Consider the following 21,806-nt stretch of genomic DNA (forward strand, 5'->3'; position numbering starts at 1 on the left):
GATGAAGGAAGCGGAGGTGCCTCCGTTACTTCCACTGTAGCACTACCGGAGGTGCCTCCGTTTTGAGTACGTCCGAGACCACCCCGCCCCAGAACCCTCCGGACCCGCCCGGCCCCGCTCAGCGGCCGGGACGCCGTGACGCGCGGCGCAACCGCGACAAGCTCATCGCCACCGCCCAGGCCGCATTCGCCGCGGCCGACGGCCCCGTCGCGCTGGAGGCCATCGCCCGCCAGGCCGGGGTCGGCATCGGCACCCTCTACCGCCACTTCCCCACCCGCGAGGACCTCGTCGACGCCGTCTACGCGGCCGAGCTGGAGGCCGTCACCACGAGCGTCTCCGCCCTGCTCGGCCGGCACCCCGCCGACGTCGCGCTGCGGACCTGGCTGGGCCGCTACGCCGCCTTCGTCACCACCAAACGCGGAATGATGGACACCCTGCGCGCCGGATACGCCTCCGGACGCATCGCGCCCCCCTCACGCGAGCGCGTCACCACCACGATCGCCACGATCCTCCGCGACGGCGCCGCACAGGGCACCCTCCGCGCCGACGTCGCCGCCGAGGACGTCACCACCCTGCTCATCGGCGTGTTCCTCGCCATCACCGCCGGCGCGCCCCAGGAGCAGACCGACCGCCTGCTCGACCTCATCACCGACGCACTCCGCCCACGACCGGACACCCCCGCCGGCTCGTGACCGGTCAAAGGGTGGGGGCGCCCCGTCAGGACTGATCCTCGCGGGCACCAGGCTCGGGGCGCTGCCGGCGGCCCGCGCTGAGCAGCTGGTCCCCGACGGCGACATAGCCGGCGAACAGGTCGATCACGCTGTGGAGCCGGTCCTGTGCGGGGCCGGGGCCGACCAGGTCCTCGCCGTCGCGCAGGGCGGCGATCAAGGTCCTGGCCCGGGCGTGGCTGGCCTCCAGCAGCGACTCGATCCCCGCGGTGGCCTCGATGAGGAGCCGGCGGCTGCCCGGCTGCGGGATCACCCGGGCGAGCCCCCAGGAGTCCAGCTGCCGCACCGCGGTGCTCACCGCCCCCTTGCTCAGCTCCAGCTCGGCGGCGATCGCGTCGAGAGAAGCGGGCTCCTCGGTGACCAGGAGCAGCCCGTAGACGCGGCCGGTCGCGTGCGGCAGGTTCCACGAGGCCAGCAGGTCGCCCACCGACGTGACGAACGCCCGCCGCCTGGCCGCGCCCGTCACGACGCCCCCCTCGACGCCAGGACCGTACGCAGGAACGCCCCGATCACCTCGTTCACCGCCCGGGGTTCGTCCTGGTTGGCGATGTGGCCCGCGCCGGGGATGACCGCCTCCTTGACGCCTTCGGCCTGCGCCCACGCGGGCATGGCCGCGGCGATGTTGCCCGTACGATCGCGCTCGCCGCGGATCAGGCACAGCGGCACCGGTGTGCGGTAGCCGGGATCGGGGGTGAGGAAGCCGACGGTCGCCCGCCACACCTGGAGGAACTCCTTCTTCGACAGCTGCGAGAAGGCCCGTCTGGCATCGGCCCGCGCGGCCTGGCCCACGGCGGAGGCCTCGGCCATCACGCGGGGGAGGTGCCTGGCCGGGATCATCGCCAGGCCCGGCGCGGCCGTCTTCACCAGCAGGCGCTCCTTCCACGACAGCGGCGCGGTGTTCCACGCCGCGCCGATGACGATCAGGGCCCGGGCCAGGCCCGGATGACGCCGTACGATCGCCTGACCGAGGTTACCGCCGAGCGACTGCCCCACGAGCACCGGCCGATCGAGCGCGAGGTGCTCGATCAGCGCACGCAGGTCCGCGATCGCCCGTTCGGCGGTGAAAAGGGCACCGGCCGGGCGGGATGAGCCGTGGCCGCGCATGTCCCACATCACGGCCCGATGACCTTGGGCGCGTACGTACTCGTACTGGGCCTCGAACATCACGTGATCGGCCCCGGCGCCGTGCGAGAACACCACGGGAACGCCGTCACCGCCGCTGTCGGCGTAACGGAGAGCACAACCATCCAGCACCATCGACGACATATTCACCATTTACTAAACATAGCGAATATAGCGACGAGGTGAGACCGAGGCGGGAACGTGCAGGTTCGATCAGGACGACGGCCGCTTCACGTAGCGGTGGGCCGGGACGACGATGGGCCCGGTCTCGCTCGGCGCGTGGTGGTCGAACGGCCCTTCGTCGACCCAGCCGTTCCGCTCGTAGAACCGGCGGGCGCGTGCGTTGCCCGCGACGACCGCCAGCCACGCCCGCCCGTGACCGTTCGCCGCGACGAGGCGCTCGGCCTCGGCGAGCAGCGCGGTCGCCACGTCGCCGCCGCGGTGCTCCCTGGCGACGTAGACCTGCTCCACCTCGTCCTCGACCACCATCACGAACCCGGCCACGGCGCCCCCGACGATCGCGACGACCGTGCCCGCGACCCGCTGCTCCGCGCGTTCGCCGAACGATTCGGGGGTCCGGACCGCGGTGAGTGCGTCGGGGACGTTGCCTCGGTGCCCGTCACCCCAGCCCTCGTGCCAGATCCTGGCGATCTCCTGCGCGTCTTCGTGTCTCGCGGGACGCAGCTGCACGCTCTGGCTCCTTCACGACTCCGCGGCGGCGCCGGGCTCCACCTGCCGCCGGCAGATTATCCCAGAGATCGGGCCGGCGCCGATGGGCCTGGAGCGTCGACTCGCGGACGGCTACCTCCGCCAACGAGCCCTTCGATGAGCGGCCTCGGAGGCGAGGACCACCAGATTCCTCCTGACGACCCGGGTCGTGGGGTGATCACTCCCCAGCACTCGCTCACAATCGCCGACGGTGGTCGTGTACAGCGCGACGGCCCGGCTCAGGTCCCCCGCCTCCTGGTAGGCGTTGGCGAGGTAGGCGCGCGAGGCCAGGGTGTCGGGGTGGTCGGGGCCGAGGACGCGTTCGCGGTCGGTGAGGGTGGCCTCGTGCAGCGGGATGGCCCGGCCCAGGTTCCCCGCCTTCTGGTAGGCGTCGGCCAGGGTGCTGCGGGAGGCCAGGGTCGAGGGATGGTCAGGGCCCAGCACCCGCTCGTGGTCACTGACGGCGGCCTTGAGCAACAGCATGGCCCGCTTAAGATCACCCGCCTCCTCAAGGGCGATGGCGAGACCGCTGCGGCAGGTCAGGGTGTCGGGGTGGTCGGCGCCCAGCACCCGCTCAAAACCGAGGAGGGCGGCTTCGAGCAGCGGTACGGCCCGATCCAGGTCTCCCGCCACCTGGCAGGCGTTGGCCAGGTAGGTGCGGGAGGCCAGAGCCAAGGGGTGATCGGGGCCGAGCAGGCGCTCGCGCTCGGCCAGCGTCCGCTCGTGCAGCGGGACGGCCTGGTCCAGGTCCCCCGCCGCCTGGTAGGCGTTGGCCAGGCTGGTGCGGCAGATCAGGGTGTCGGGATGGTCGGGGCCCAGCACCCGCTCGTAGTCGCCCAGGGTGGCCTCGAACAGGCGGATGGCCCGATCCAGGTCCCCCGCCGCCTGACGGGCACCGGCCAGGCCGGTGCGGGAGGCCAGGGTCGAGGGGTGATCGGGGCCGAGCTCGTGTTCGCGGCCGGCGAGGGCGGCCTTGAACAGGCGGATGGCCGCGCTCAGGTTCCCCGCCTCCTGGTAGCCCAGGGCGAGGTTGTCGCGGGCGGCCAGGACCTCGGGATGGTTCAGGCCGAGCGCCCGCTCCAGATCGGGGAGGGTGGCCTCCAGCAGCGCGAGGGCTCGCCGCCAGTCCCCCGCCGCGTGGTAGGCGCCGGACAGGTTGTTACGGCTCAGCAGGGTGTCGCGGTGGTCGGTGCCCAGCATCCGCTCACAGTCGGCCAGCGTCGCCTCGTACAAGGGGATGGCCCGGCCCAGGTCACCCGCCTCGCGGTAGGCGTGGGCGAGGCTGGTGCGGCAGGCCAAGGTATGGGGGTGGTCGGGGCCCAGCACCCGCGCGCAGTCGGCGAGAGTGGCCTCCAGCAGCTGTACGGCGCGGGGGAGCTCGGCCAGGTCGTGCAGAGAACTGCCACACCACACCCGGAGCACCAGGAGCTCCTCGGGGAGCTCGTCGGCGGGGACTCGCCGGTGGAGGGCGTCGCTCTGCTCGATGAGCATCTCGACCGCGGCGCGGGCCGCCCACGTCCGCGCGCCGTCCGGCAGCTGGCGGCGTGGTCCTGGAGCAGTGCGGCGGACTGGTCCAGTACGGTGCCGAGGTCGCCGTGGCGGGCGGCGCGGTCGCGCAGCACACGCTGGATGAGGCGGTGCATCGAGACCGTGGTCCCGTCCTCGCTGAAGGCGATCAGCGAGGTGTCGGCCAGGTCGGCGAGCATTTCCCGCAGGCGCACCGGCGCCCTGCCAGCCTCGGAGCCCGCATCGCCCAGGGCGGACAGCACCTGCAGGGGGACGCCGGAGGGCGACAGCACGGCGAGAACCGGCAGCAGCTCATGGGCGAAGGGCAGAGCGGACTCCGCCTGGGTGACCGACAGCAGGATGGCCTCGGCGGTGCCGGCCGGGTAGGCGTCGCCGTCGTGGGCGGTCAGGTAGTCGCCGACGGGGAAGCCGCGCAGCAGCTCCAGATAGCCGGCGTAGTCCAGGCGCAGACGGACGATCACCGTGGCGGCCTGGGCCAGTGCCAGCGGCAGATGTCCCAGCTCGTGGGCGAGCGCGCGGGCGCCGTCGGGGTCGTCCAGGCGGGTACGCCCCCGCAGGAACGCCTCGGCCTGCTCGGCGGTGAACACCTCCACGTCCAGCGGCGCGTACGCGCGGGCGAAGGCCCGGTTTCGGGTGGTGATGACCACCCGGGCGGCGCCGGTGGCCGGGCACCAGGCGCGCAGGGCGTTCACGTCGGTGGCGTTGTCGAAGACCAGCAGCGCCGGCCTGGTGGTGGCAGCCAGCCAGTCCTTGGCGCGGCGGGCGGACGCGGCGGCGTCCTCGTCGAAGCGGCGTTCGCCCAGCCGCTCGGCCAAGGCGGCCAGGCCGGTGAGGATCTGGTCGGTGGTCTCGGCGGCGATCCAGGCCACCACCGGCCAGCGCGCGTGCTGGCAGGCCCAGGCGTAGGAGGCGGCCAGCATCGTCTTGCCCACCCCGGGCGTACCGGCGACCGCGCAGATCACCGCGGCCCCGCCGCCCGCGTCCTGTACGCCGTGATCCGGGGCCGGGCCGCCGAGCAGTTCGGCGAGCTGCCGCAGCAGCGGCTCACGCGGCTGGAAGCCGGGCGGGCGTTGCGGGATGTCGCCCTCGACGATCTGGCCGGGCTCCGGCGCGGGCGGATAGTGGTGGTGGATGGTCTGGTCCCTGGCGGACTGATACACCCGGCCCTGGCCGGAGACCTGTGCCCGCAGCTGGGCACGCCGCGGCTCCTCACCGTGGGAGGAGGCGCCGGGGGTGTCGTCCGCTGTCGACATGCCTCCAGAGTGCTGCCGAACCAGGACGGGCGAGGTCGACGTGACGAACGTGTTATTTGCCATCACCTCGCGGAGCTCAGTCGCATCCGACGCATGTTCCCTCGCGGGAGAGTCATGGTCCAGGGGATGCGGCACCCGCGAATTCTCAGGAACATGCCACCAGGAGCCAAGGGGTGAACGACATGACGACCTCTCCCGAGCCACGCTCGTCGACCGAGATCCGCACCTACCTCAGACATCAGCTCAACCAAGCCCTGCGCCGGCCCGGCATGTTCGGCGGCGAGACGGCCCTGCGCCTCCTGTTCGATCACCTGGCCTACGCCGAACACCAGGAGACGGAGTGGGCGCAGGCATTGCGGTCCCTGGAGATGCGGGGCGCCTTCAACTCCCTCGGCGTGACGGGAGCGCTCGCCACCGTCCTGCCTGATCTCCGCGACGACGGCGTCGCCTCGATCTACGCCGAGGCCGCCCACGATCGCGGATGGCTACAGGCCGACAGGACCCTGACGACCGAAGATCACGCGTCCCTGCGCCGGAGAATCACCGCTTGGGCTGCTCACGACCGCACCCTCACCGAGGTGCGGGAGGAGTTCGGGCCGCCTTCCGTTCTTCTCGGCGGCACCAACCCTTTCTACGGCAAGACATTCGCCTACCTGACCGATCAGGCGACGGAACCGATCATCTTCTTTCATCTTTGGAATGGGTGCCCCGACGACACCGGTACGACCTGGCGCCCCGTCCACGACGAACCTGTCCTCCTGGCCGTCCGCTGCGGAAGGGGAGCATTCAAGGAGACCTTCTCCTTCACACCGGAAGGAAGCCGACGCCGTCGGGCTTGACCTCCCCTTCAGGCCGCCCCGGGGTACAGTGATCATGATGACGGACACGCGGCCGACCACCCATCGTGACGTTTCCACGGCGCTGGCCCGCTATGACGACCGGCGACTGGCCGAGCTGCTGGAGCGCGAAGCCGTTCCCCTCGGCACCGGCATCGGCGGGGCGGCCGCGCGGCTCGAGGTCGGCGGCACCCCGGTCTTCGTCAAGCGGGTGTCCCTCACCGAGCCCGAGCTGCGCCACCCGCACTCGACGGCCAACCTGTTCGGGCTGCCGCCCTTCTGCCAGTACGGCATCGGCTCGCCCGGCTTCGGCGCCTGGCTGCGAACCTGACGCTCTTCCTGGAGCACTTCCCCTGCAACCTGCACCAGTGGTTGGACGAGCGGGTACGCGCGGGCGACGCCGACCGCGCCTGCGCCCTGGCGGACGAGGGGCTGCGGCAGGCCGTGTCCGTCATGAACGCGGGCGGCCTGCTGCACTTCGACGCGCATTTCGAGAACGTCCTCACCGACGGCCGCCGCTTCTACCTGACCGACTTCGGGCAGGCGGTGTCGAGCCGGTTCGACCTGTCGGAGGAGGAGCGGGCCTTCTACCGCCGGCACCTGACCTTCGACCGCACCTACACGCTGACGTACATGCTGAACTGGCTGGCCGGCGCCTTCCACGGCGCCGACTGGCAGGGGCGTCGCGCACTCGTACGGGGATGGGCCGCGGGAGAGCGGCCGGTCGGCGTGCCCGGCGGGGTCGCGGCCCTGTTGTCGCGGCACAGCCCCCTGGGCGCCGTGCTGAACGACTTCTACCACGAGCTGCAGAGCCAGAGCAGGAAGACGCCGTACCCGCTGGAGGAGATCCGCCAGGTCGCCGGACGGCACTCGCTGCCGCTCGAGTAGGTGAGTGTGTCGTTCCGCGGCTCGTCGATCACCAGTCGTCGCTCACGAGGTGCTTGGGCGGGGCCGTGATCCTGACGGGTTCTCCCCATCCTCGATAGATCATGTTCATCGTGACGGTGTAGGTGGCGCCGCCCTCCACTTGGGTGAGCCTCATGACGGCGTGGAAGCGTCGTGGCAGGTGGTCCGGGCCCACCCAGAGTTTCCAGGTGATCGGCCCGCCATAGGCGAGCTCCTCCTCCCGCGTCTCGAAGTACATCCCGGCCTGCCTCTCACCCACCTTGGGAACCGTCACCGTGCCGCTGTGGAGGGTCGTCTTCACTCCCTCGAAAGTTCCGCCGTCGGCGCTGGTCGCATCGTGGGACGCGCCCAGTTCGAGGAAGCCCGGGTTGATCCCGTTGATGAGGTCCTTGCCCCATATGACCCCGGCGAGGTTCTGCGCGTAGGTCCAATCCCCCACCCTCGACGGCGACTTGTAGGGGTACTTGCCGTCCTTTGAGCGCACGTAGGACTGTGAGTAGAACTTCCGGCCGATGCTGATCTCCCGGGTCCGGCTCGTCCCCCTTGCCTCCTGGGAGATCGTCGTGGTGTCGGCGGCGTACACGCCTGAAACCCTGAAGCGGTACGCACCGGACGCCTTGATGTCCCAGGTGCCCGGGGGGCCGCCGCGTCGCACGACGGAGAAGCGCACACCGCTCTTCTTCGCGAACTCCTTCTTGATCGCTTTGACGACGGAGCCGAGAGTCTCCGATGCGGGAGCGGCGTGAACGGCACCGCCGGGAATCGTGACGCTCAGCAGGCCGGCCATCGCCAGCACGGCGCTCATGCGTTTCATGCGCCGATCATCACCGAGGATGATCTCCATCTCGTCACGGCGGTGGAACCATTCGTTCCGATGCCGCGTCTTCTCTTTCAAAGATCACCGCACCGAACAAAAAAAGGGGGGAGCCGGCGTGAGTGACGCGGTCGCTGCCGATCTGGCCATGGAGGCGGGCGAGCTGTCCGACCAGGGACGGTACGCGGAGGCCGCGCGGACCATGGCCGAAGCGGTGGCACGCTACCGCGCCCTTGCCACGTCCGAACCCGATCTGTACCTGCCGTTCCTCGCGCTCACCCTCCACAACCTGAGCCTCTACCTCGCGGAGTGCGGGCGCGCAGACGAAGCCGTCGAGAGCGCCACCGAGGCCGTGACGCTCTACCGCGCGCTCGCCGAGTCCGAGCCCGGTACGTACCTGCCCCAGCTCGCGGACGGCCTCGTGGTCCAGGCCGACCGGCTGGGTGACGCGGACGACGCGGCCCTGGACGTCCTGGCCGAAGCCGCCGCCATCTACCGGGCGGTCGTGGACGCCGGTCCCGTGGAGTACGGGCCGCGCCTGGCGCTCGCCCTGTACCGGCAGGCCCGCTTTCACGCGCTGCGCGCCGAGGACGACGAGGCCGCGGACGTGCTCGCCGAGATCGTCGGCGTCTTCCGTGCCCTGGTCGGGTCGGGCTCGCGGGCGTTCCGCGACGAGCTCGCCAGTGCGCTCTACTGGCGGGCCACCTACCTCGAGAAGGTCCCGCAGCCGTCGGACGCGCTGGAGGTCGTGGAGGAAGCCGTCGGACGCTATCGCGAGCTGGTCGAGGAGGCCGATGCGAGAGCCGATCGGATCGGTCTCGCGGACAGCCTGCGGCTGCGGGCCGGGGTGGCGAGCGTGTACTACGACCGTGCAGGCGATGCGCTGAACGACATCACGCAAGCCGCCGGTCTGTGGCGCCGCTTGGCCGAGGACGAACCCGGGTCGATCGATTTCCAGGCCAACCTGGGCGCGGCTCTCCACGTACGCGCCGAGCGGCTGAACGATCTGGGCCGGCACCAGGAGGCGCTGGCGGCCGTCACCGAAGCCGTCACCGTCTATCGAGCCCTTCCGGAGGACGAGCTGAGCGGTCACGAGACGTCTTTGGAGCTGTCCGAGAGGCTACGGATCCGGCTGCTGTCCGCTTACAACTGACCGGGTCGCTTTCCCCGTAAACTCACTCTGAAATAAGGGTTATTCGGAGGAGGGACGGCGGATGAGCCCCCGACTGCTCTGGTACATCCCCAACCAGGCCCGGCCCGGCCACCGGGGCGACGACGTCGTCGCCGGCCACAACAGTCTCGAAACGCTCACCGCCCAGGCCACCGCCCTGGAGGAGCACGGCTGGGACGGCGCGCTCCTCGGCACCGGCTCCACCGTCCAGCCGCGGCCCGCCGCCCGCAGGGCGCGCCGGCATCCGCCGCTGGAGTTCGGCCTGCGCGTCACCACCGTCGTCCGCGACACCGCCGGCGAGGCGTGGGCGGACGCCGAGGACAGGGTCGCCGCGATGGCGCGGGGCCGCATCGCCCGCGACATGAACTGGAACGCCGCCGCCGGCCAGCGACGCCTCCTGGACCTGGCCGCGCGGGGCGAGGTCCTCGACCGCAACCTCTACACCGCCCCCGGCCGGTACGGCGGCGCCGGCGCGGCCACCACCTGGCTGGTCGGCTCGGCCGCGGACGTGGCCGCGTCCCTGCGCGACTACCAGGCCCTCGGCGTCACCCATTTCATCCTGTCCGACACCCCTTACCTGCCGGAGCTGGTACGCCAGGGCGACCGGCTCCTGCCGCTGCTGCGACACGACAGCCGACAGAAGGCGTGACTTAGGAGGAGGGGCGCGGGCGGCGCTCGGCCGGTGGGATCAGCAGCACCTCCAGCGAGCGAGGGGCTCGGGTGGGGTGACATCGTCCCCGTGGACGCCTGGGTGGACTCTGACCCGTACCTGACGCCGGTCGAGTCGCGCACCCGTACGCTCGTGGAGACCGACGGCCTGTTCAGCCACCGCTCGCTCTGGTTCACCCGCCGCGCGCTTCGCGCGGGAGCCGCCCGAGGAACCGGCCGAGATCGTCACCGCGCTGCAGCGGGCGGACCGCTGGACGCAGGAGCACCCGCGCGAGGCCGCCGCCCTGTTCGACGGCGACCTCGACGCCTGGGAGCACGCGCTGCGCACCCGCCTGTGGGGCCTGCACCCGGTCAGCGAGGAGTTCGTCGCCGAGCAGCAGCACGCCGCAGACCTCTTCCACGCCAACGGGCTCATCCAGCGGGAGATCACGGTCGCGGACGCGGTGCTTCCCAAGATCGGCGAGCTGGTGGCGCGCACCCGGTGAGCTGTGGCTGAACGACTGAAGCCGTCCCGGTTCATGGACCGGGACGGCCTTCGCGTCAGTCAGACTGGGCAGCTCGCCGCACGAAGGCGCACTGGGCGGTGGCGGTGGCGGTCGTAGGCAGGATGCTGCCGCCTGTGGGGTTATGGAATCTGACCCGCCACGCGGCACCGTTCCCCGTGGCACTGTTGTCCGTCACCACGAGGTCGTCCCCGTTTGTCGAGGTCCAGCCTCCGCCGAGAACCCTTCTGCCGTCGTTGCATGTCGCGATGCTCGTCTCGGATGCGCCATTCGCCAGAGTGACCGTCTCCCCTCTGGCGAAATCGTACCCGGCGACCGGCGCGGCGACCGGCACCTCGTACCTGGGGCTTTGGGGGCGCTCCGGGCCCTCGCCGGCCATCGCCGGCGTCTGGAACGATGCGGCCATGAGGGCTCCGGTGAGCGCCGCGGTGGCCCAGGCGAATACGTGCTTTGGTGAGATCATCTTGCTTTCTTTTCTGTGAATGCCGCGATTTCGGCATACAGCAGATACCCGTGTGACAGATGGGGACCATCCGGCTCAATCGATGACCTGGCAAAGGGTCGGCATGCCGCATACCGCACAAAAGGGACCGGCCCCTCGGGGACGGTGGTGATGATGCACACTGGATGCTGATCGTCCGCCGCGCCGACAGCGTCGTCCCCCTGAACGGCGGCCGGATCGTGGAGAAAGGCAGCCATGACGCACTGCCGCGACCTACCGGCCGGCCTGGTCGGTGAGCCCCCGGCAAGCCCGCCGCCCGCGTCCACGACCGCGGCCGGGTGGCAGGGGACGACCATGCTGCAGCCGGGCTGGCTCGCCTTCACCGGCGACGTCGGCACCACCGAGCCGCACGCGCACGCCGCCCTCCAGGTCCTCATCGTGACCGCAGGGACGGTCGAGCTGACGGATGCCCACCGCACCCGCCGGCGGGTGCGGGCGGCGATCATCCCGCCCCGCGCCAGGCACGCCGTGCGCGGCGGCCCCGGTGCCCGCGCCGACATGCTCTATCTCGATCCGGCCGGCGGCGCGGGCCGCCACCTGCTCACGGCTCTGACCTGGCCGGGCCGCGACCAGGTGAGCGACTGGGTGACCGCGGCTCACGCCCTGTTGCCGGAGCGGGCCGGGGCCGGGGCCGGCGACGGGCCCCGGGATCCGGCCGCGCTGGTCCGCGCCTGGACGGCGCCGGCCCCCGGCCCGCACCACCCGGCGCTGCGGAAAGCGCTGGACCTTCTGCCGGAACTGCTGGCCGGCCCCGTCCGGCTCACCGACCTGGCCGACGCCGTCCACCTGTCGGCCAGCCGCCTGGGCCACCTGTTCACCGCCGAGCTCGCCCTGCCCTACCCGGTCTACGTGCGCTGGATCCGCCTGCGCCGCGCCATCGAGCTGGCCCGCGACAGCGCCACGCTGACCGAGGCCGCGCACGGGGCGGGCTTCGCCGACGGCTCCCACCTGACCCGCGTCTGCCACGAGATGTTCGGCCTGGCCCCCTCCCAGCTCATCCACCTCCTACGGGCTTGAAGGACAGCGGATCCGTCCAAGCCTCGGACGGCCGCCCGCCGCGAAGCTGAACGGCATGCACCGCATCCTGGTCCGCTACGGATACGTCCCGTTCATGCTGGTCGGCGTCAACGGCGCCGCCATCGCGCTGGCCGCCTCCGGCGCCTCCGAACTCTGGCTGGCCGGCCTGCTGCCGGCCGCGATCGGCTGTTCCTTCGCGGCCGAACGCGCCCTGCCGTACGAGGCCGACTGGAACAGCCCGGCCGGCGACGGCACCCGCGACGTCGCCCACGCCGCCGTCAACGAACTGCTGCTGCTCGTCAGCGTCGGCGTCATTCCGCTGCTGGCGGCCACCGTCACCGTCGCCGACCTGTGGCCGCGGTCATGGCCCTTCGCGCTGCAGGTCCTGGCCGCCATCCTGATCGCCGACCTCGGCATCACCCTGACCCACTACGCCAGCCACAAGATCGGCGTGCTGTGGCGCTTCCACGCCGTACACCACTCCATCAAGCGCTTCTACGGCTTCAACGGCCTGATGAAGCACCCCCTGCACCAGACCCTGGAGATGAGCGCCGGCGTCGCCCCGCTCATCCTCATCGGCCTGCCGGTCGACGTCGCCTCCGCCCTGGCCGTCACCGTCGCCGTCCAACTGCTGCTCCAGCACTCCAACGCCGACTACCGCATCGGCGCGCTCAAGTACGTGCTCGCCCTCAACGAAGGCCACCGCTTCCACCACCTCAAATGGGCCGGAATCGGCGACGTCAACTTCGGCCTGTTCACCCTGACCTGGGATCACCTGCTCGGCACCTTCTCCTACGACCCCACCCGCCGCTTCACCTCCGACCAGCTCGGCATGGCGGCCAAACCCGACTACCCCACCGCCTACCTCGCCCAGCTCGCCGAACCCTTCCGCACCTCCGGCGCCTGCGCCTCCGACCCGCCGGCTCAGGAGAAGCGGCCCTCGTCCCGCCGGTAGGCCCAGGTGGCGGCGGCCCCCGCGAGAACGCTCCAGGCGGCGAAGGCGACCACGGAGACGGGAGAAGGGGCGCGGCCCGCCACCGCGGCCCACATGAGCTCGATCGCCCCCCGGCTGGGCACGAACGGCGCCAGGGACCGCACGAAGCCCGGCATGACCTCCAGCGGCACCAGCAGCCCGCCCAGCGCCGCGATCGGGAAGTACGCCACCTGCGACACCGCGATCGCCGCCTTGGACGACACCGCGTACCCGATGAACAGACCCATCAGCATGAACGGCACGGAGCCCACCAGCAGCGCGCCGATGCCCAGCACCAAACGGGGCGGGGAGATGGTGGCGGCGGTGAGGAAGGCCGAGATGAGCAGGACCGGCACCACCGACAGCACCATGCCGATCATCGTGGTCAGGATGCGGCCGGCGAAGCGGGGCAGCGGCCCGGCAGGCAGTGTGCGCAGGTAGGGGTCCCAAGGCCGCTCGCGGTCCTGCGCCACGCCGATGCTCAGCCCGATCAGCGCCGACGACATGGCGCCGAAGAGCATCATCCCGGCCGTCGCCGACGTGGCGCTCGCCGGGTCTGCGCCGGTGAAGGGCACCACGAACGCCAGCATCGCGGCCGCGGGGAAGAACGCGCTCGCCACCAGCGAGATCGGGACGCGCAACTGCTCCAGGAACTGGTAGCGGAGGTGGGTGAGGGTGAGGCTAGACACGAGTGTCCTCCTTCGAGGTGATGGTGATGAACGCCTCTTCCAGCGAGGTCGGCCGCACCTCCAGGTCGGCGAAGGCCGTCCCGGCCCGTACCAGCTCGGTGACCAGCCGGTCGGAGTCGGTGGTCAGCAGGTGCACCCGGCCGTCCTCGACCGAGCTCCGCAGGATCCCGGGCACATCAGGTACGGCCGGCGCCGCGAAGGAGACCCGGCGCACGCCCACCACGTCGCGCACCGCCCGCACGGTGCCGTCGGCCAGCACCCGGCCTCGGCCGATCACCACCACCCGCTGCGCCAGCGCCTCGATCTCCTCCAGGTAGTGGCTGGTCAGCACCACTGTGCCGCCGTCGGCGTGGAAGCTCCTGATCCCCTCCCACAGGGTTCGCCTGGCCTCCACGTCCAGCCCGGTGGTGGGCTCGTCGAGGAACACCAGCCGCGGCCGGCCCGCGAAGGCCAATGCCACCGCCAGCCGCCGCCGTTGCCCGCCGGACAGTCCCCCGACCTGCCGCCTGGCCAGGTCGCCGAGGCCGAACCTGGCCAGCAGCTCCGCCGTGCCATAGCGCTCGGGGAAGTGTGCGCAGACGAAGTCGACGATCTCGCCCACCCGCAGCGACTCCGGCAGCCCGGTCTCCTGGGGGGTCACGCCGATGCCCCGCCGTACGACCGGGTCGGAGGGCGAGCCGCCGAACAGCTCCACCGTGCCCGACGTCGGCCGGCGCAGCCCGACGAAGAGATTGATGAGGGTGGACTTGCCGGCGCCGTTCGGGCCGAGCAGCCCGACCAGCTCGCCCGCCCTGATGTCGAGCGAGACGCGGTCGAGCGCGAGCACGTCACCGTAGCGGCGGCCGACCTCGATCCCTCTGGCGAGGACGGTCATGCCATGTCTCCTGTTCCGTGCCGGTCGTTGTCCAACGGGGTGCGGGCGTTCATCGCCGCGCCAGCCCCAGGACCAGCACGGCGCCGACGACCAGGTGCATCAGGGCCAGCACCAGCAGCGCGGCGGCACCGGCGGCGCCGCCGACCGGCCCGAGCAGCGACAGGACGAGTACGACCAGGGCGACGACCGTCCAGATCCGGCCGGGACGCGACGCCAGCCGCTCCAGGACGGCCAGCAGCGCCCAGCCCGCCAGCCCGGCCAGCAAGCTCGCCACCAGAACCAGTCCTGGTCCGACCAGCTGCGTGCCGGCGCCCATGCGCACGGTCAGTGGGATCCCGGCGACCGGCACGGCCAGGACCCAGACGGCCAGGGCGGCCGCGGAGGCGCCGGCGACGGTGAGGATGCGCTTGGTTGAGGTGTTCATGCCGGACAGCATCACGCGCTCGCCCGATCCGCCACATCGGGCGCGTGGTCGCTCTGCGTTCTCCCTCAGTGGGGTACGGGTCCTCCTTTAGTAGGTGATGGTGGCCGAGAACCGGCGATTACCCTGGCCCGGTGAAAAGGATCCGACCCTCGTACCCGATCGCGGTGGCCGGCGTGGTCCTCGGGGTGGGCGGCCTGAGCACCCTGACGTTGTGGAGCCAGGCCGGCAGCCCCACGTGGGACCTGGACGTCGTCATCGCGGCGCTGAGCCTGGCAGCGGCGCTCACCCAGCTGTGGTGGCCGGCCCAAGGAGCGCTGGCCGCCACCCTCCTGGCCGTCCTGTCCCCCGTGGCCACCCCGGCGGCGACCATGGGGGCGCTGCAGGTGGCCCTGCGCAGACGCCTCCCCGTCGCGGCGGCAATGGCGGCCGCGGGCGTCGCGGCCCACGTGGTCCAGGGGCTATGGCGGCCGAACTCCGGCATCTCCCAGCAATGGTGGTTGCTGCTGATCTGCGCCTCCTACGGGGCGCTGCTCGGCTGGGGCGCACTGGCGCGCTCCCGCCGCGCCCTGCTCTTCTCCCTCCACGAGCGCGCCGAACGCGCCGAGGCCGAGCAGGGCAGGCGGATCGCCGAAGCCCGCATGGCCGAACGCCGCCGCCTCGCCAGTGAGATGCACGACGTACTGGCCCACCGCCTGTCCCTGGTGGCCACCCATGCCGGCGCACTGGAATACCGCCCGGACTCCTCCCCCGAGCAGCTCGCCCGGGCCGCCGGCGTGGTCCGTACCGGCGTCCACCAGGCCCTGGAGGAGCTCCGCCAGGTGATCGGCCTGCTGCGCGAGCAGGACGAACAGCAGGACGAGCTGGAACCCCAGCCGACGCTGGCCGACCTGCCCGGCTTGATCGCCGACGCACGGGAGGCCGGCCAGGAGGTACGGCTCCGCGAGGAGGTCACCGACGACGGCGCCTTGCCGCACGCCGCGTCCCGGACCGTCTACCGCGTCGTCCAGGAAGGGCTCACCAACGCCCGCAAACACGCCCCCGGCCGGCCGGTGGACGTGCTGCTGCGCGGCACCCCCGGCATGCCCCTGCTGATCGAGGTCCGTAACCCACTGGCCCCCGCGGGCACCGCCCCGCTCACGCCCGGCAGCGGCCTCGGCCTGGTGGGGCTCACCGAACGAGTACGGCTGGCCGGCGGGCAACTGGACCACCACCACGCCGACGGGGAGTTCCGGCTCGCTGCCCGGCTACCATGGCCCGCGTGATCCGCGTGTTACTGGTCGACGACGACGCCCTGGTCCGCGCCGGGCTGTCCATGATGCTGGACGGCACCGCCGGCATCACCGTCGTCGGCGAGGCGGCCGACGGCCAGGAGGCCATCACCGCCACCGACGCCCACGCCCCCGACGTCATCCTCATGGACCTGCGGATGCCTCGGGTGGACGGCATCACCGCCACCCGCCGGCTGCGCGCCCGGACCCGCCCGCCCGAGGTGATCGTGCTGACCACGTTCGACACCGACGAGAACGTCCTGCACGCCCTCCGCGCGGGCGCTGCCGGATTCCTGCTCAAGGACACCCCGCCGCCGCGAATCGTGGAGGCGGTCACCCGGGTCGCCGCGGGCGATCCGATCCTGTCCCCGCACATCACCCGGCGGTTGATGGAACGCACCGTCGCCCAGGCCGGCGCCTATGAGCGGGCCCGTGCCGCGCTGGCCGCCCTCACCCCTCGCGAGCACGAGGTGGCCCTGGCGATCGCCCGCGGCCAGACGAACGCCGACATCGCCGCGCATCTCGCCATGGGCATCACGACCGTGAAAGCGCACGTCTCCAGCATCCTCACCAAGCTCGGCATGGACAACCGCACCCAGATCGCGATCCTCGCCCACGACGCGGGCCTGACCTGAGTGGCGGCCGGCCGAGACCGGGTGATGGTCACCGGATCACGACGGCCGGATCCGGTAGGTGTCACCGGCCACGAAGGAGCACCCGCGCCGGTCCCGGACGTGCGGACCGACAACGCCGGCGCCGAGAGCCGGCCGCACCGGCGACCTGGCGATCCTCCGCGACGACCACCTCCTCGCACCCGCCGCCGAACAGCTTCTCGGCCTGCTCGACAGAGCCCCGCCCCGACGGCCGAAGGGCTCAGCCCAGGCCCGGCCGCACGGCCACCACGGCGGGCACCGGGCTGTAACGGGCCACCAGCCGGGCCAAAGGCTCATCGATGCAGCCGAGCATCATGATGATCGCCTCATGATCGGCCTCCAGGTGGCGATGGTGGATGGGAGCGTGATGAGCGATCTTGTTGCGCAGCACACGCAGGAAGTCCAGCCGCCGATGAAGCGCGTGACGACCCCCGCGATAGCCGGGAAACGCCCGGTACAAGGAGGCCCGCCACAGCCGCTGGTCATAGTTGTTGCCGCGCCCGACCAGACTCACCCAGAAGCCGAACGGTAATTCGGCGACCACTTCCCGCGGCGTCGACCGCAGGCCCTGCCGGCCCAGCTGGTGGACGGCCTCCCTGATCTTCGCCTGGGCGCCGTAGTGCAGGTCCGCCTGCGGATGATCCCACCAGTCCTCTCGATCGAACAGGCGGGACATGCGCTGGTCGAGCACGCTGCGCAGGGCGAGCTCAAGATGCTGCAGAGGGCCGTAGAAGGCCGCCGCGACCTGGGTGTTCCAGCAGAACAGCCGCAGCGCGGCCACCCTGTCGCCCGCGCAGAACGCCTCGTACTCGGGCAGCCTGGCCTGACTCAGCACTCCGTACAGATGCCGAGCCTCCTGCTGATCCACAGGCCTTCGCCTCCCTCGGCCGGAACCCGCGTGCTACCGTGGACGACATAAGCCCCGGGATTGCCTCTGCTCGCAAGCAGCCCGGGGCACAGCCTTTTCTGCGGGCTCCGAGCCCGGCGACTCGGCGAGAGTAACACGGTCTCGCGGAGGATGCCGGTCCTTCGCGTACGCCTGTCATCGCAGCTCCGGGCAGGTGCCGAGACGCCCGAAAACACACTTCTGCCGCCGTTCTCCCCCCAGTCAAGCGGCCTTTTTGGTGATCAGTACGGGCGAAGCCCGTTCCGCTGTGGAACGGGCCTCGCCTGAGCTGACCGTCCCCCGCGCCTTTACGTTGTAGATCAACTCATGTTGCGAACCGGCCGCAGGCCGGAGGCGCTGATGGCGGCGGCCAGGACCGCGGCGGCGATGGGCACGGCCAGCGCGGCACGATAGCCGTCGAGCAGCCCGGCCGCACCGCCATCCCCCGCTGTGACGGCGACGATGACGGCGGTGCTGGCGGCGAGCCCGAGTGCGGCGCCGAACTGGAACGACGTGTACAGCAGCGCACCGGCCACTCCCTGCTCGCTCTCCTCCACGCCGTCGGTGGCGACGATGGTCAGCGGCCCGTACGCGAGCGCGAACGCCACCCCAAGGACGATCATGGTGGGGAACATCGCGAGGTAGACGGTGTCCATGCCGATGGGCAGGAACAGCACGTACGACAGCACGGCCAGCAGCAGCCCCGCCACGATGACCTTCGCGTTGCCGAACCGGTTGACCAGCCGGGGCGTGAGGGTCGGGGCGAGAACGGCGTCCGCGCCGACGGCCAGCATGGCGAGGCTGGTCTGCAGCGAGCTCCAGCCCCGCAGCTCCTGCAGGTAGAGGACCGCGATGAACTGGAAGCCGAAGAAGGCGCCGGCGAACAGCAGGCCGGCCAGGTTCGCCCGCACCAGCGGCCCGGAGCGCAGGAGGCCCAGCCGGAGCAGCGGGGCGGACGACCTACGCTCGATCACCACGAACAGGGCGATGAGGGCGAGCCCCGCGGCGATGATGGCGACGGTCGTGCCGGCGCCGGCGTGGGCGCCCCGCTCGACGCCGAGCACCAGCAGCATGATGGCGGCGGTGACGGTGACCGCGCCGAGCACGTCCACGCGCCGGTCGCGGGGCCGTTCCTCCGGGGTGGCGGGAATCAGCGGCACGGCCAGCAGGAGGATGATCAGCGCCAGTACGGCGGGCGCGAAGAGCACCAGCCGCCAGTTCACCGCGGCCAGCAGCCCCCCGAGCACCAGCCCGAGCGAGAAGCCGCCCGCGGCGGTGCCGGAGTAGACCAGGAGCGCCTGGTTGCGCTGCCGCCCTTCCGCGAAACTGGTGGTGATGATCGACAGGCCGGCCGGCGTCATGACCGCCGCGGCGACGCCGGCCACGAAGCGGGCGGCGATGAGCGTCCACCCCTCGCCGGCCATGCCGCCCAGGGCGGAGACCACGAGGAAGACCGCGAGCCAGACCAGGAACATCCGGCGGCGGCCGTACAGGTCCGCGGCCCTGCCGCCGACCAGCATGAACCCGCCGTAGCCCAGGACGTAGGCGCTGATCACCCACTGCAGCTCGCCGGTGGACAGGCCGAGGTCGGCCCGGATGGCGGGCAGCGCCACGTTGAGCATGGCGACGTTGATGCCCTCCAGGAAGATCGCTCCGCACAGGACGAACAGCGTTCCCCAGGCGCGTGGTGTCAGGCGCGGCGAGGCCGCAGGGGATTGAACGGTGGTCGACACAGGAATCTCCAATGGTTCTCTTTGGTAACGAAGGAATCTTGCGTCACCATGGAGAGCTATGGAAGACGGCACTTCAAAGGCACCGGGTTACTGCACGGGAACCGACGACGACCAGGCCAGACAGTGGGACGTCCGGGCGGACTGCGACGTGCGGCAGATCCTCGACCGCGTCGCGGACAAGTGGTCGCTGCTGGTGATCGCCCTCCTCGACAGGAGGACGATGCGCTTCTCCGAGCTGCGCCGCACCGTGGACGGCGTCAGCCAGCGGATGCTCACGGTCACGCTGCGCCAGCTGGAGCGGGACGGGCTGGTCACCCGGACCGTCTACCCGGTGGTGCCGCCCCGGGTCGAGTACGCGCTCACCCCGCTCGGCATGTCCCTGCACGAGACGATCAAGTCGCTGGTCATCTGGACGGAGGAGCACCAGCAGGAGATCTCCGCCGCCCGCTCCGCCTACGACCAGCAGGCCGCCGAGGAGGAGCGCCGGTTCCAGATCGCGACCGGGTGACACCGGCACGCTGAGGCCCGCACCCCGTACAAAGTTGTCGATTTCGGACCACGGACGCCGCCGCATGCCTCATGATCGACAGTTGACCGGTCCGCCTTGCGCGGACCGGTCACATCCTGTCAACAGAGGATCGGAGCGTTTTGCGGAAGAGAACAACCCTGCTCGCCACCGCCGTGCTGGCGTTGACGACCTTCCTCCCCATCCCACCGGCGGCGGCCACCGGGCAGGACGCCATCACCTGGGCGCCCTGCGAGGAGGAGCCCAGCGCCGAGTGCGGCAAGCTGACCGTGCCGATCGACTGGTCGAAGCCCGGCGGCCCGACCATCGACCTGGCCCTGGCCCGGCGCAAGGCCACCGACCCCGCCGCCCGGATCGGGTCGCTGGTCATCAACCCGGGCGGCCCGGGCGGTTCCGGGGTGGAGGCCGTGTACGGCGCCCCCGGCTCCTACACCGAGGAGCTGCAGAAGCGGTTCGACATCGTCGGGTTCGACCCGCGCGGCGTGGGCCGCAGCCACCCGGTGATCTGCTCGGCCTCGGTGTACAACCAGATGCCGCACACGGTGATGTCCAGCCAGGCCGACTTCGACGCCTGGAACGCCTTCAGCAAGAAGCTGCACGCCGACTGCCGCGAGCGTACCGGCCCGCTCTACGACCACGTCGACTCGCGCAACGTGGCCAGGGACATGGACGCCCTCCGCGCCGCGCTCGGCGAGGAGAAGCTGAGCTACTACGGCATCTCGTACGGGACGCTCATCGGACAGATGTACGCCGAGCTGTTCCCTGACCGGGTCCGCGCCCTGGCGCTGGACAGCAACATGGACCACAGCCTCGGCGTCGCGGGCTTCCTGGCCACCGAGGCGCTGGCCGTCGAGGACGCCTTCGACCAGTTCGTCGGCTGGTGCGAGGCCGACGAGAGCTGCGTCCTGCACGGGCGTGACGTACGCAAGATGTGGAAGGACCTGCTCGCCAAGGCGCGGCGCGGCGAGCTCGTCTACCCGAGCACCGGCACGAGGATGACCGAACTGCAGGTCGTCTACAACGCCGCGCTCGGCACCGAGGGCCCCGACTGGCGCACGCTGAGCGAGGTCATCGACTGGCTGAGCGGCGGCGCGGAGCCGTCGTGGGTGCCGCCGCTGCCCGGCCGGGGGCCGGTCGAGGGGGACGTGGCCGAGCTGCCGACGCGCATCCTGTGCCAGGACTACAACCTCAAGGTGCGCGACTACCACGAGTACGCCGCGCTCATGCGCGCGTCCAACGTGCTGGCGCCGGACACCCGGTACCACCCGTACCCGATCGACGACCTGCCGATCTGCCTCAACTCGGCGCCGACGAACCCGCCGCACCAGCTGCGGTACACCGGCCAGGCGCCGATCCTGCTCGGCAACTCGCTGCACGATCCCGCCACCCCGTACGTCTGGTCCGCGAACGCGGCCCGGCAGCTCGGGCCGAAGGCGGTGCTGCTCACGTACGAGGGCTGGGGGCACCGCATCTACGGCAAGGACAAGTGCCAGACCGACATCATCGACCAGTACCTGATCGCGCTGACCGTGCCGCCGCGCGGCACCCGGTGCGCCGTGGGCACGCCCGAGGAGAGCCTGCTCAAGAAGCAGACGCAACGGACGTGGCCGACGGACCAGGCCCACTGGGCGTCCTGACCCCGGACCACAAAAAAGAGGGGGCCCCGCCGGTCGGACGACCGGCGGGGCCGCGCTCTCAACGCCCCTCGCCGACCCACTCGGTGAAGGTCCGGCCCGTGAGAGTCTCGAAGGCCGCGTCGACCTCCGCCGGACTTCTCCGGTGTGCCTCGCGCAGGACCGCGGTGGCGTCGTGGAGAAGCTCCCGTGCGAACTCCGGCAGCTCCTGGCCGGCGGCCAACGCCTCGGCAAGGGGCCTGACAGCGTCGCCGTACTGCCGCGCCTCGCTCAGCGTCCAACCGCGAACGACGAGACTCTGTACGTAGTCAGGTAGGTGAGCGTCGCGGTTGAGCTCGACCAGCTCCCGGCGCAGGGCGACGGCCTGCTCGGAGACCACGACGGCTTCGG

25 protein-coding genes and 2 pseudogenes are annotated in these 21,806 nt (G+C 71.4%); 12 read left to right on the forward strand and 15 right to left on the reverse strand.

The features are described 5' to 3' along the window. Window positions 1-62 precede the first annotated feature (62 nt). Window positions 63-692, forward strand: a complete 630-nt coding sequence (locus BMW85_RS31530; protein ID WP_091088712.1) for a TetR/AcrR family transcriptional regulator — start codon at window positions 63-65, stop codon at window positions 690-692. A gap of 25 nt (window positions 693-717) precedes the next feature. On the opposite strand, the gene BMW85_RS31535 is transcribed toward BMW85_RS31530, so the two are convergent. The 6 genes and pseudogenes from BMW85_RS31535 to BMW85_RS52800 all read right to left on the reverse strand — a co-directional run. Continuing rightward, window positions 718-1,194 (reverse strand): GbsR/MarR family transcriptional regulator, encoded by a 477-nt coding sequence (locus tag BMW85_RS31535; protein ID WP_091088715.1) that lies wholly within the window; start codon window positions 1,192-1,194, stop codon window positions 718-720. Further along, window positions 1,191-2,003 carry an alpha/beta fold hydrolase gene (locus BMW85_RS31540; protein ID WP_091088717.1) on the reverse strand — a complete coding sequence of 271 codons (813 nt, stop codon included), beginning with the start codon at window positions 2,001-2,003 and terminating at the stop codon, window positions 1,191-1,193. Before BMW85_RS31540 ends, BMW85_RS31535 begins: the two co-directional genes overlap by 4 nt. A 60-nt stretch (window positions 2,004-2,063) precedes the next feature. After that, window positions 2,064-2,540 carry a GNAT family N-acetyltransferase gene (locus tag BMW85_RS31545; protein WP_091088719.1) on the reverse strand — a complete coding sequence of 159 codons (477 nt, stop codon included), beginning with the start codon at window positions 2,538-2,540 and terminating at the stop codon, window positions 2,064-2,066. Between the two features lie 111 nt (window positions 2,541-2,651). Then, window positions 2,652-3,758 carry a tetratricopeptide repeat protein gene (locus BMW85_RS31550; RefSeq protein WP_177240975.1) on the reverse strand — a complete coding sequence of 369 codons (1,107 nt, stop codon included), beginning with the start codon at window positions 3,756-3,758 and terminating at the stop codon, window positions 2,652-2,654. A gap of 36 nt (window positions 3,759-3,794) precedes the next feature. Further along, a pseudogene (locus tag BMW85_RS52795) lies at window positions 3,795-4,049 on the reverse strand (tetratricopeptide repeat protein); the annotation flags it as partial. A gap of 128 nt (window positions 4,050-4,177) precedes the next feature. Further along, a pseudogene (locus BMW85_RS52800) lies at window positions 4,178-5,401 on the reverse strand (NB-ARC domain-containing protein); the annotation flags it as partial. Window positions 5,402-5,520: 119 nt separating this feature from the next. Here BMW85_RS52800 and BMW85_RS31555 point away from each other — a divergent pair. Genes BMW85_RS31555 through BMW85_RS50530 form a run of 3 tightly spaced genes read left to right on the forward strand, consistent with a single transcriptional unit; the run spans window position 5,521 to window position 7,062 of the window. Next, window positions 5,521-6,177 (forward strand): hypothetical protein, encoded by a 657-nt coding sequence (locus BMW85_RS31555; protein ID WP_245775190.1) that lies wholly within the window; start codon window positions 5,521-5,523, stop codon window positions 6,175-6,177. A 37-nt stretch (window positions 6,178-6,214) separates the two neighbouring features. Beyond that, on the forward strand, window positions 6,215-6,505 hold the full coding sequence (locus BMW85_RS50525) for a hypothetical protein (protein WP_218156000.1): 291 nt from the start codon (window positions 6,215-6,217) through the stop codon (window positions 6,503-6,505). 41 nt (window positions 6,506-6,546) lie between these two features. After that, window positions 6,547-7,062 (forward strand): hypothetical protein, encoded by a 516-nt coding sequence (locus tag BMW85_RS50530; RefSeq protein WP_218156001.1) that lies wholly within the window; start codon window positions 6,547-6,549, stop codon window positions 7,060-7,062. A gap of 28 nt (window positions 7,063-7,090) precedes the next feature. Here the strand turns inward: BMW85_RS50530 and BMW85_RS31565 are convergent, their stop codons facing one another. Then, a complete protein-coding gene (locus tag BMW85_RS31565; RefSeq protein WP_177240977.1) occupies window positions 7,091-7,924 on the reverse strand; it encodes a hypothetical protein in 834 nt (277 codons plus the stop codon). Window positions 7,925-8,012: 88 nt separating this feature from the next. Here BMW85_RS31565 and BMW85_RS31570 point away from each other — a divergent pair, with 88 nt between their 5' ends. Further along, window positions 8,013-9,047 carry a tetratricopeptide repeat protein gene (locus tag BMW85_RS31570; protein WP_177240978.1) on the forward strand — a complete coding sequence of 345 codons (1,035 nt, stop codon included), beginning with the start codon at window positions 8,013-8,015 and terminating at the stop codon, window positions 9,045-9,047. A 61-nt stretch (window positions 9,048-9,108) separates the two neighbouring features. Continuing rightward, window positions 9,109-9,714 carry an LLM class flavin-dependent oxidoreductase gene (locus tag BMW85_RS31575; RefSeq protein WP_091088730.1) on the forward strand — a complete coding sequence of 202 codons (606 nt, stop codon included), beginning with the start codon at window positions 9,109-9,111 and terminating at the stop codon, window positions 9,712-9,714. Window positions 9,715-9,907: 193 nt separating this feature from the next. On the opposite strand, the gene BMW85_RS31580 is transcribed toward BMW85_RS31575, so the two are convergent. Then, the gene (locus BMW85_RS31580; RefSeq protein WP_091088733.1) at window positions 9,908-10,135 is read right to left on the reverse strand and encodes a hypothetical protein; all 228 of its coding nucleotides are present in this window, start codon (window positions 10,133-10,135) and stop codon (window positions 9,908-9,910) included. 139 nt (window positions 10,136-10,274) lie between these two features. Further along, a complete protein-coding gene (locus tag BMW85_RS50535; RefSeq protein WP_143082462.1) occupies window positions 10,275-10,700 on the reverse strand; it encodes a hypothetical protein in 426 nt (141 codons plus the stop codon). A gap of 234 nt (window positions 10,701-10,934) precedes the next feature. Here BMW85_RS50535 and BMW85_RS31590 point away from each other — a divergent pair, with 234 nt between their 5' ends. Beyond that, entirely contained in the window at window positions 10,935-11,756 is an 822-nt protein-coding gene (locus tag BMW85_RS31590; RefSeq protein ID WP_091088738.1) for a helix-turn-helix transcriptional regulator, read from the forward strand. Window positions 11,757-11,811: 55 nt separating this feature from the next. Further along, complete coding sequence (locus tag BMW85_RS31595) at window positions 11,812-12,711, forward strand: sterol desaturase family protein (RefSeq protein WP_091088740.1); 900 nt, start codon at window positions 11,812-11,814, stop codon at window positions 12,709-12,711. Here BMW85_RS31595 and BMW85_RS31600 read toward each other — a convergent pair. The 3 genes from BMW85_RS31600 to BMW85_RS31610 are packed head-to-tail and all read right to left on the reverse strand — an operon-like array spanning window position 12,681 to window position 14,716. After that, window positions 12,681-13,418 (reverse strand): ABC transporter permease, encoded by a 738-nt coding sequence (locus tag BMW85_RS31600; protein WP_091088742.1) that lies wholly within the window; start codon window positions 13,416-13,418, stop codon window positions 12,681-12,683. The two genes, BMW85_RS31595 and BMW85_RS31600, sit on opposite strands and share 31 nt — an antisense overlap. Beyond that, complete coding sequence (locus BMW85_RS31605) at window positions 13,411-14,292, reverse strand: ABC transporter ATP-binding protein (protein WP_091088745.1); 882 nt, start codon at window positions 14,290-14,292, stop codon at window positions 13,411-13,413. The genes BMW85_RS31600 and BMW85_RS31605 overlap by 8 nt, the downstream gene beginning before the upstream one ends. 49 nt (window positions 14,293-14,341) lie before the next feature. Further along, complete coding sequence (locus tag BMW85_RS31610; RefSeq protein ID WP_091089011.1) at window positions 14,342-14,716, reverse strand: DUF6069 family protein; 375 nt, start codon at window positions 14,714-14,716, stop codon at window positions 14,342-14,344. Window positions 14,717-14,847: 131 nt separating this feature from the next. On the opposite strand from BMW85_RS31610, the gene BMW85_RS31615 reads away from it, so the two are divergent. Together BMW85_RS31615 and BMW85_RS31620 are read left to right on the forward strand one after the other, a co-directional pair. Next, complete coding sequence (locus tag BMW85_RS31615) at window positions 14,848-15,978, forward strand: sensor histidine kinase (protein ID WP_218156002.1); 1,131 nt, start codon at window positions 14,848-14,850, stop codon at window positions 15,976-15,978. After that, a complete protein-coding gene (locus BMW85_RS31620) occupies window positions 15,966-16,619 on the forward strand; it encodes a response regulator (RefSeq protein WP_091088747.1) in 654 nt (217 codons plus the stop codon). The genes BMW85_RS31615 and BMW85_RS31620 overlap by 13 nt, the downstream gene beginning before the upstream one ends. 238 nt (window positions 16,620-16,857) lie before the next feature. Here the strand turns inward: BMW85_RS31620 and BMW85_RS31625 are convergent, their stop codons facing one another. Continuing rightward, a complete protein-coding gene (locus tag BMW85_RS31625; protein WP_143082463.1) occupies window positions 16,858-17,505 on the reverse strand; it encodes a hypothetical protein in 648 nt (215 codons plus the stop codon). A gap of 338 nt (window positions 17,506-17,843) precedes the next feature. Next, window positions 17,844-19,256 (reverse strand): MFS transporter, encoded by a 1,413-nt coding sequence (locus tag BMW85_RS31630; RefSeq protein ID WP_245775182.1) that lies wholly within the window; start codon window positions 19,254-19,256, stop codon window positions 17,844-17,846. Window positions 19,257-19,314: 58 nt separating this feature from the next. Between BMW85_RS31630 and BMW85_RS31635 the strand changes: the two genes are divergently transcribed. Then, window positions 19,315-19,764, forward strand: coding sequence for a winged helix-turn-helix transcriptional regulator (locus tag BMW85_RS31635; RefSeq protein ID WP_091088752.1), 450 nt, complete (start codon window positions 19,315-19,317; stop codon window positions 19,762-19,764). A gap of 140 nt (window positions 19,765-19,904) precedes the next feature. After that, window positions 19,905-21,419: an alpha/beta fold hydrolase gene (locus tag BMW85_RS31640; protein ID WP_218156003.1), complete on the forward strand. Its 1,515-nt coding sequence runs from the start codon at window positions 19,905-19,907 to the stop codon at window positions 21,417-21,419. A gap of 58 nt (window positions 21,420-21,477) precedes the next feature. Here BMW85_RS31640 and BMW85_RS31645 read toward each other — a convergent pair. Next, window positions 21,478-21,806: hypothetical protein (locus BMW85_RS31645; protein ID WP_177240980.1), on the reverse strand; the 329-nt coding region annotated here is incomplete at its 5' end.

Source organism: Nonomuraea wenchangensis (genome assembly GCF_900111685.1).
Lineage (GTDB): Bacteria > Actinomycetota > Actinomycetes > Streptosporangiales > Streptosporangiaceae > Nonomuraea > Nonomuraea wenchangensis.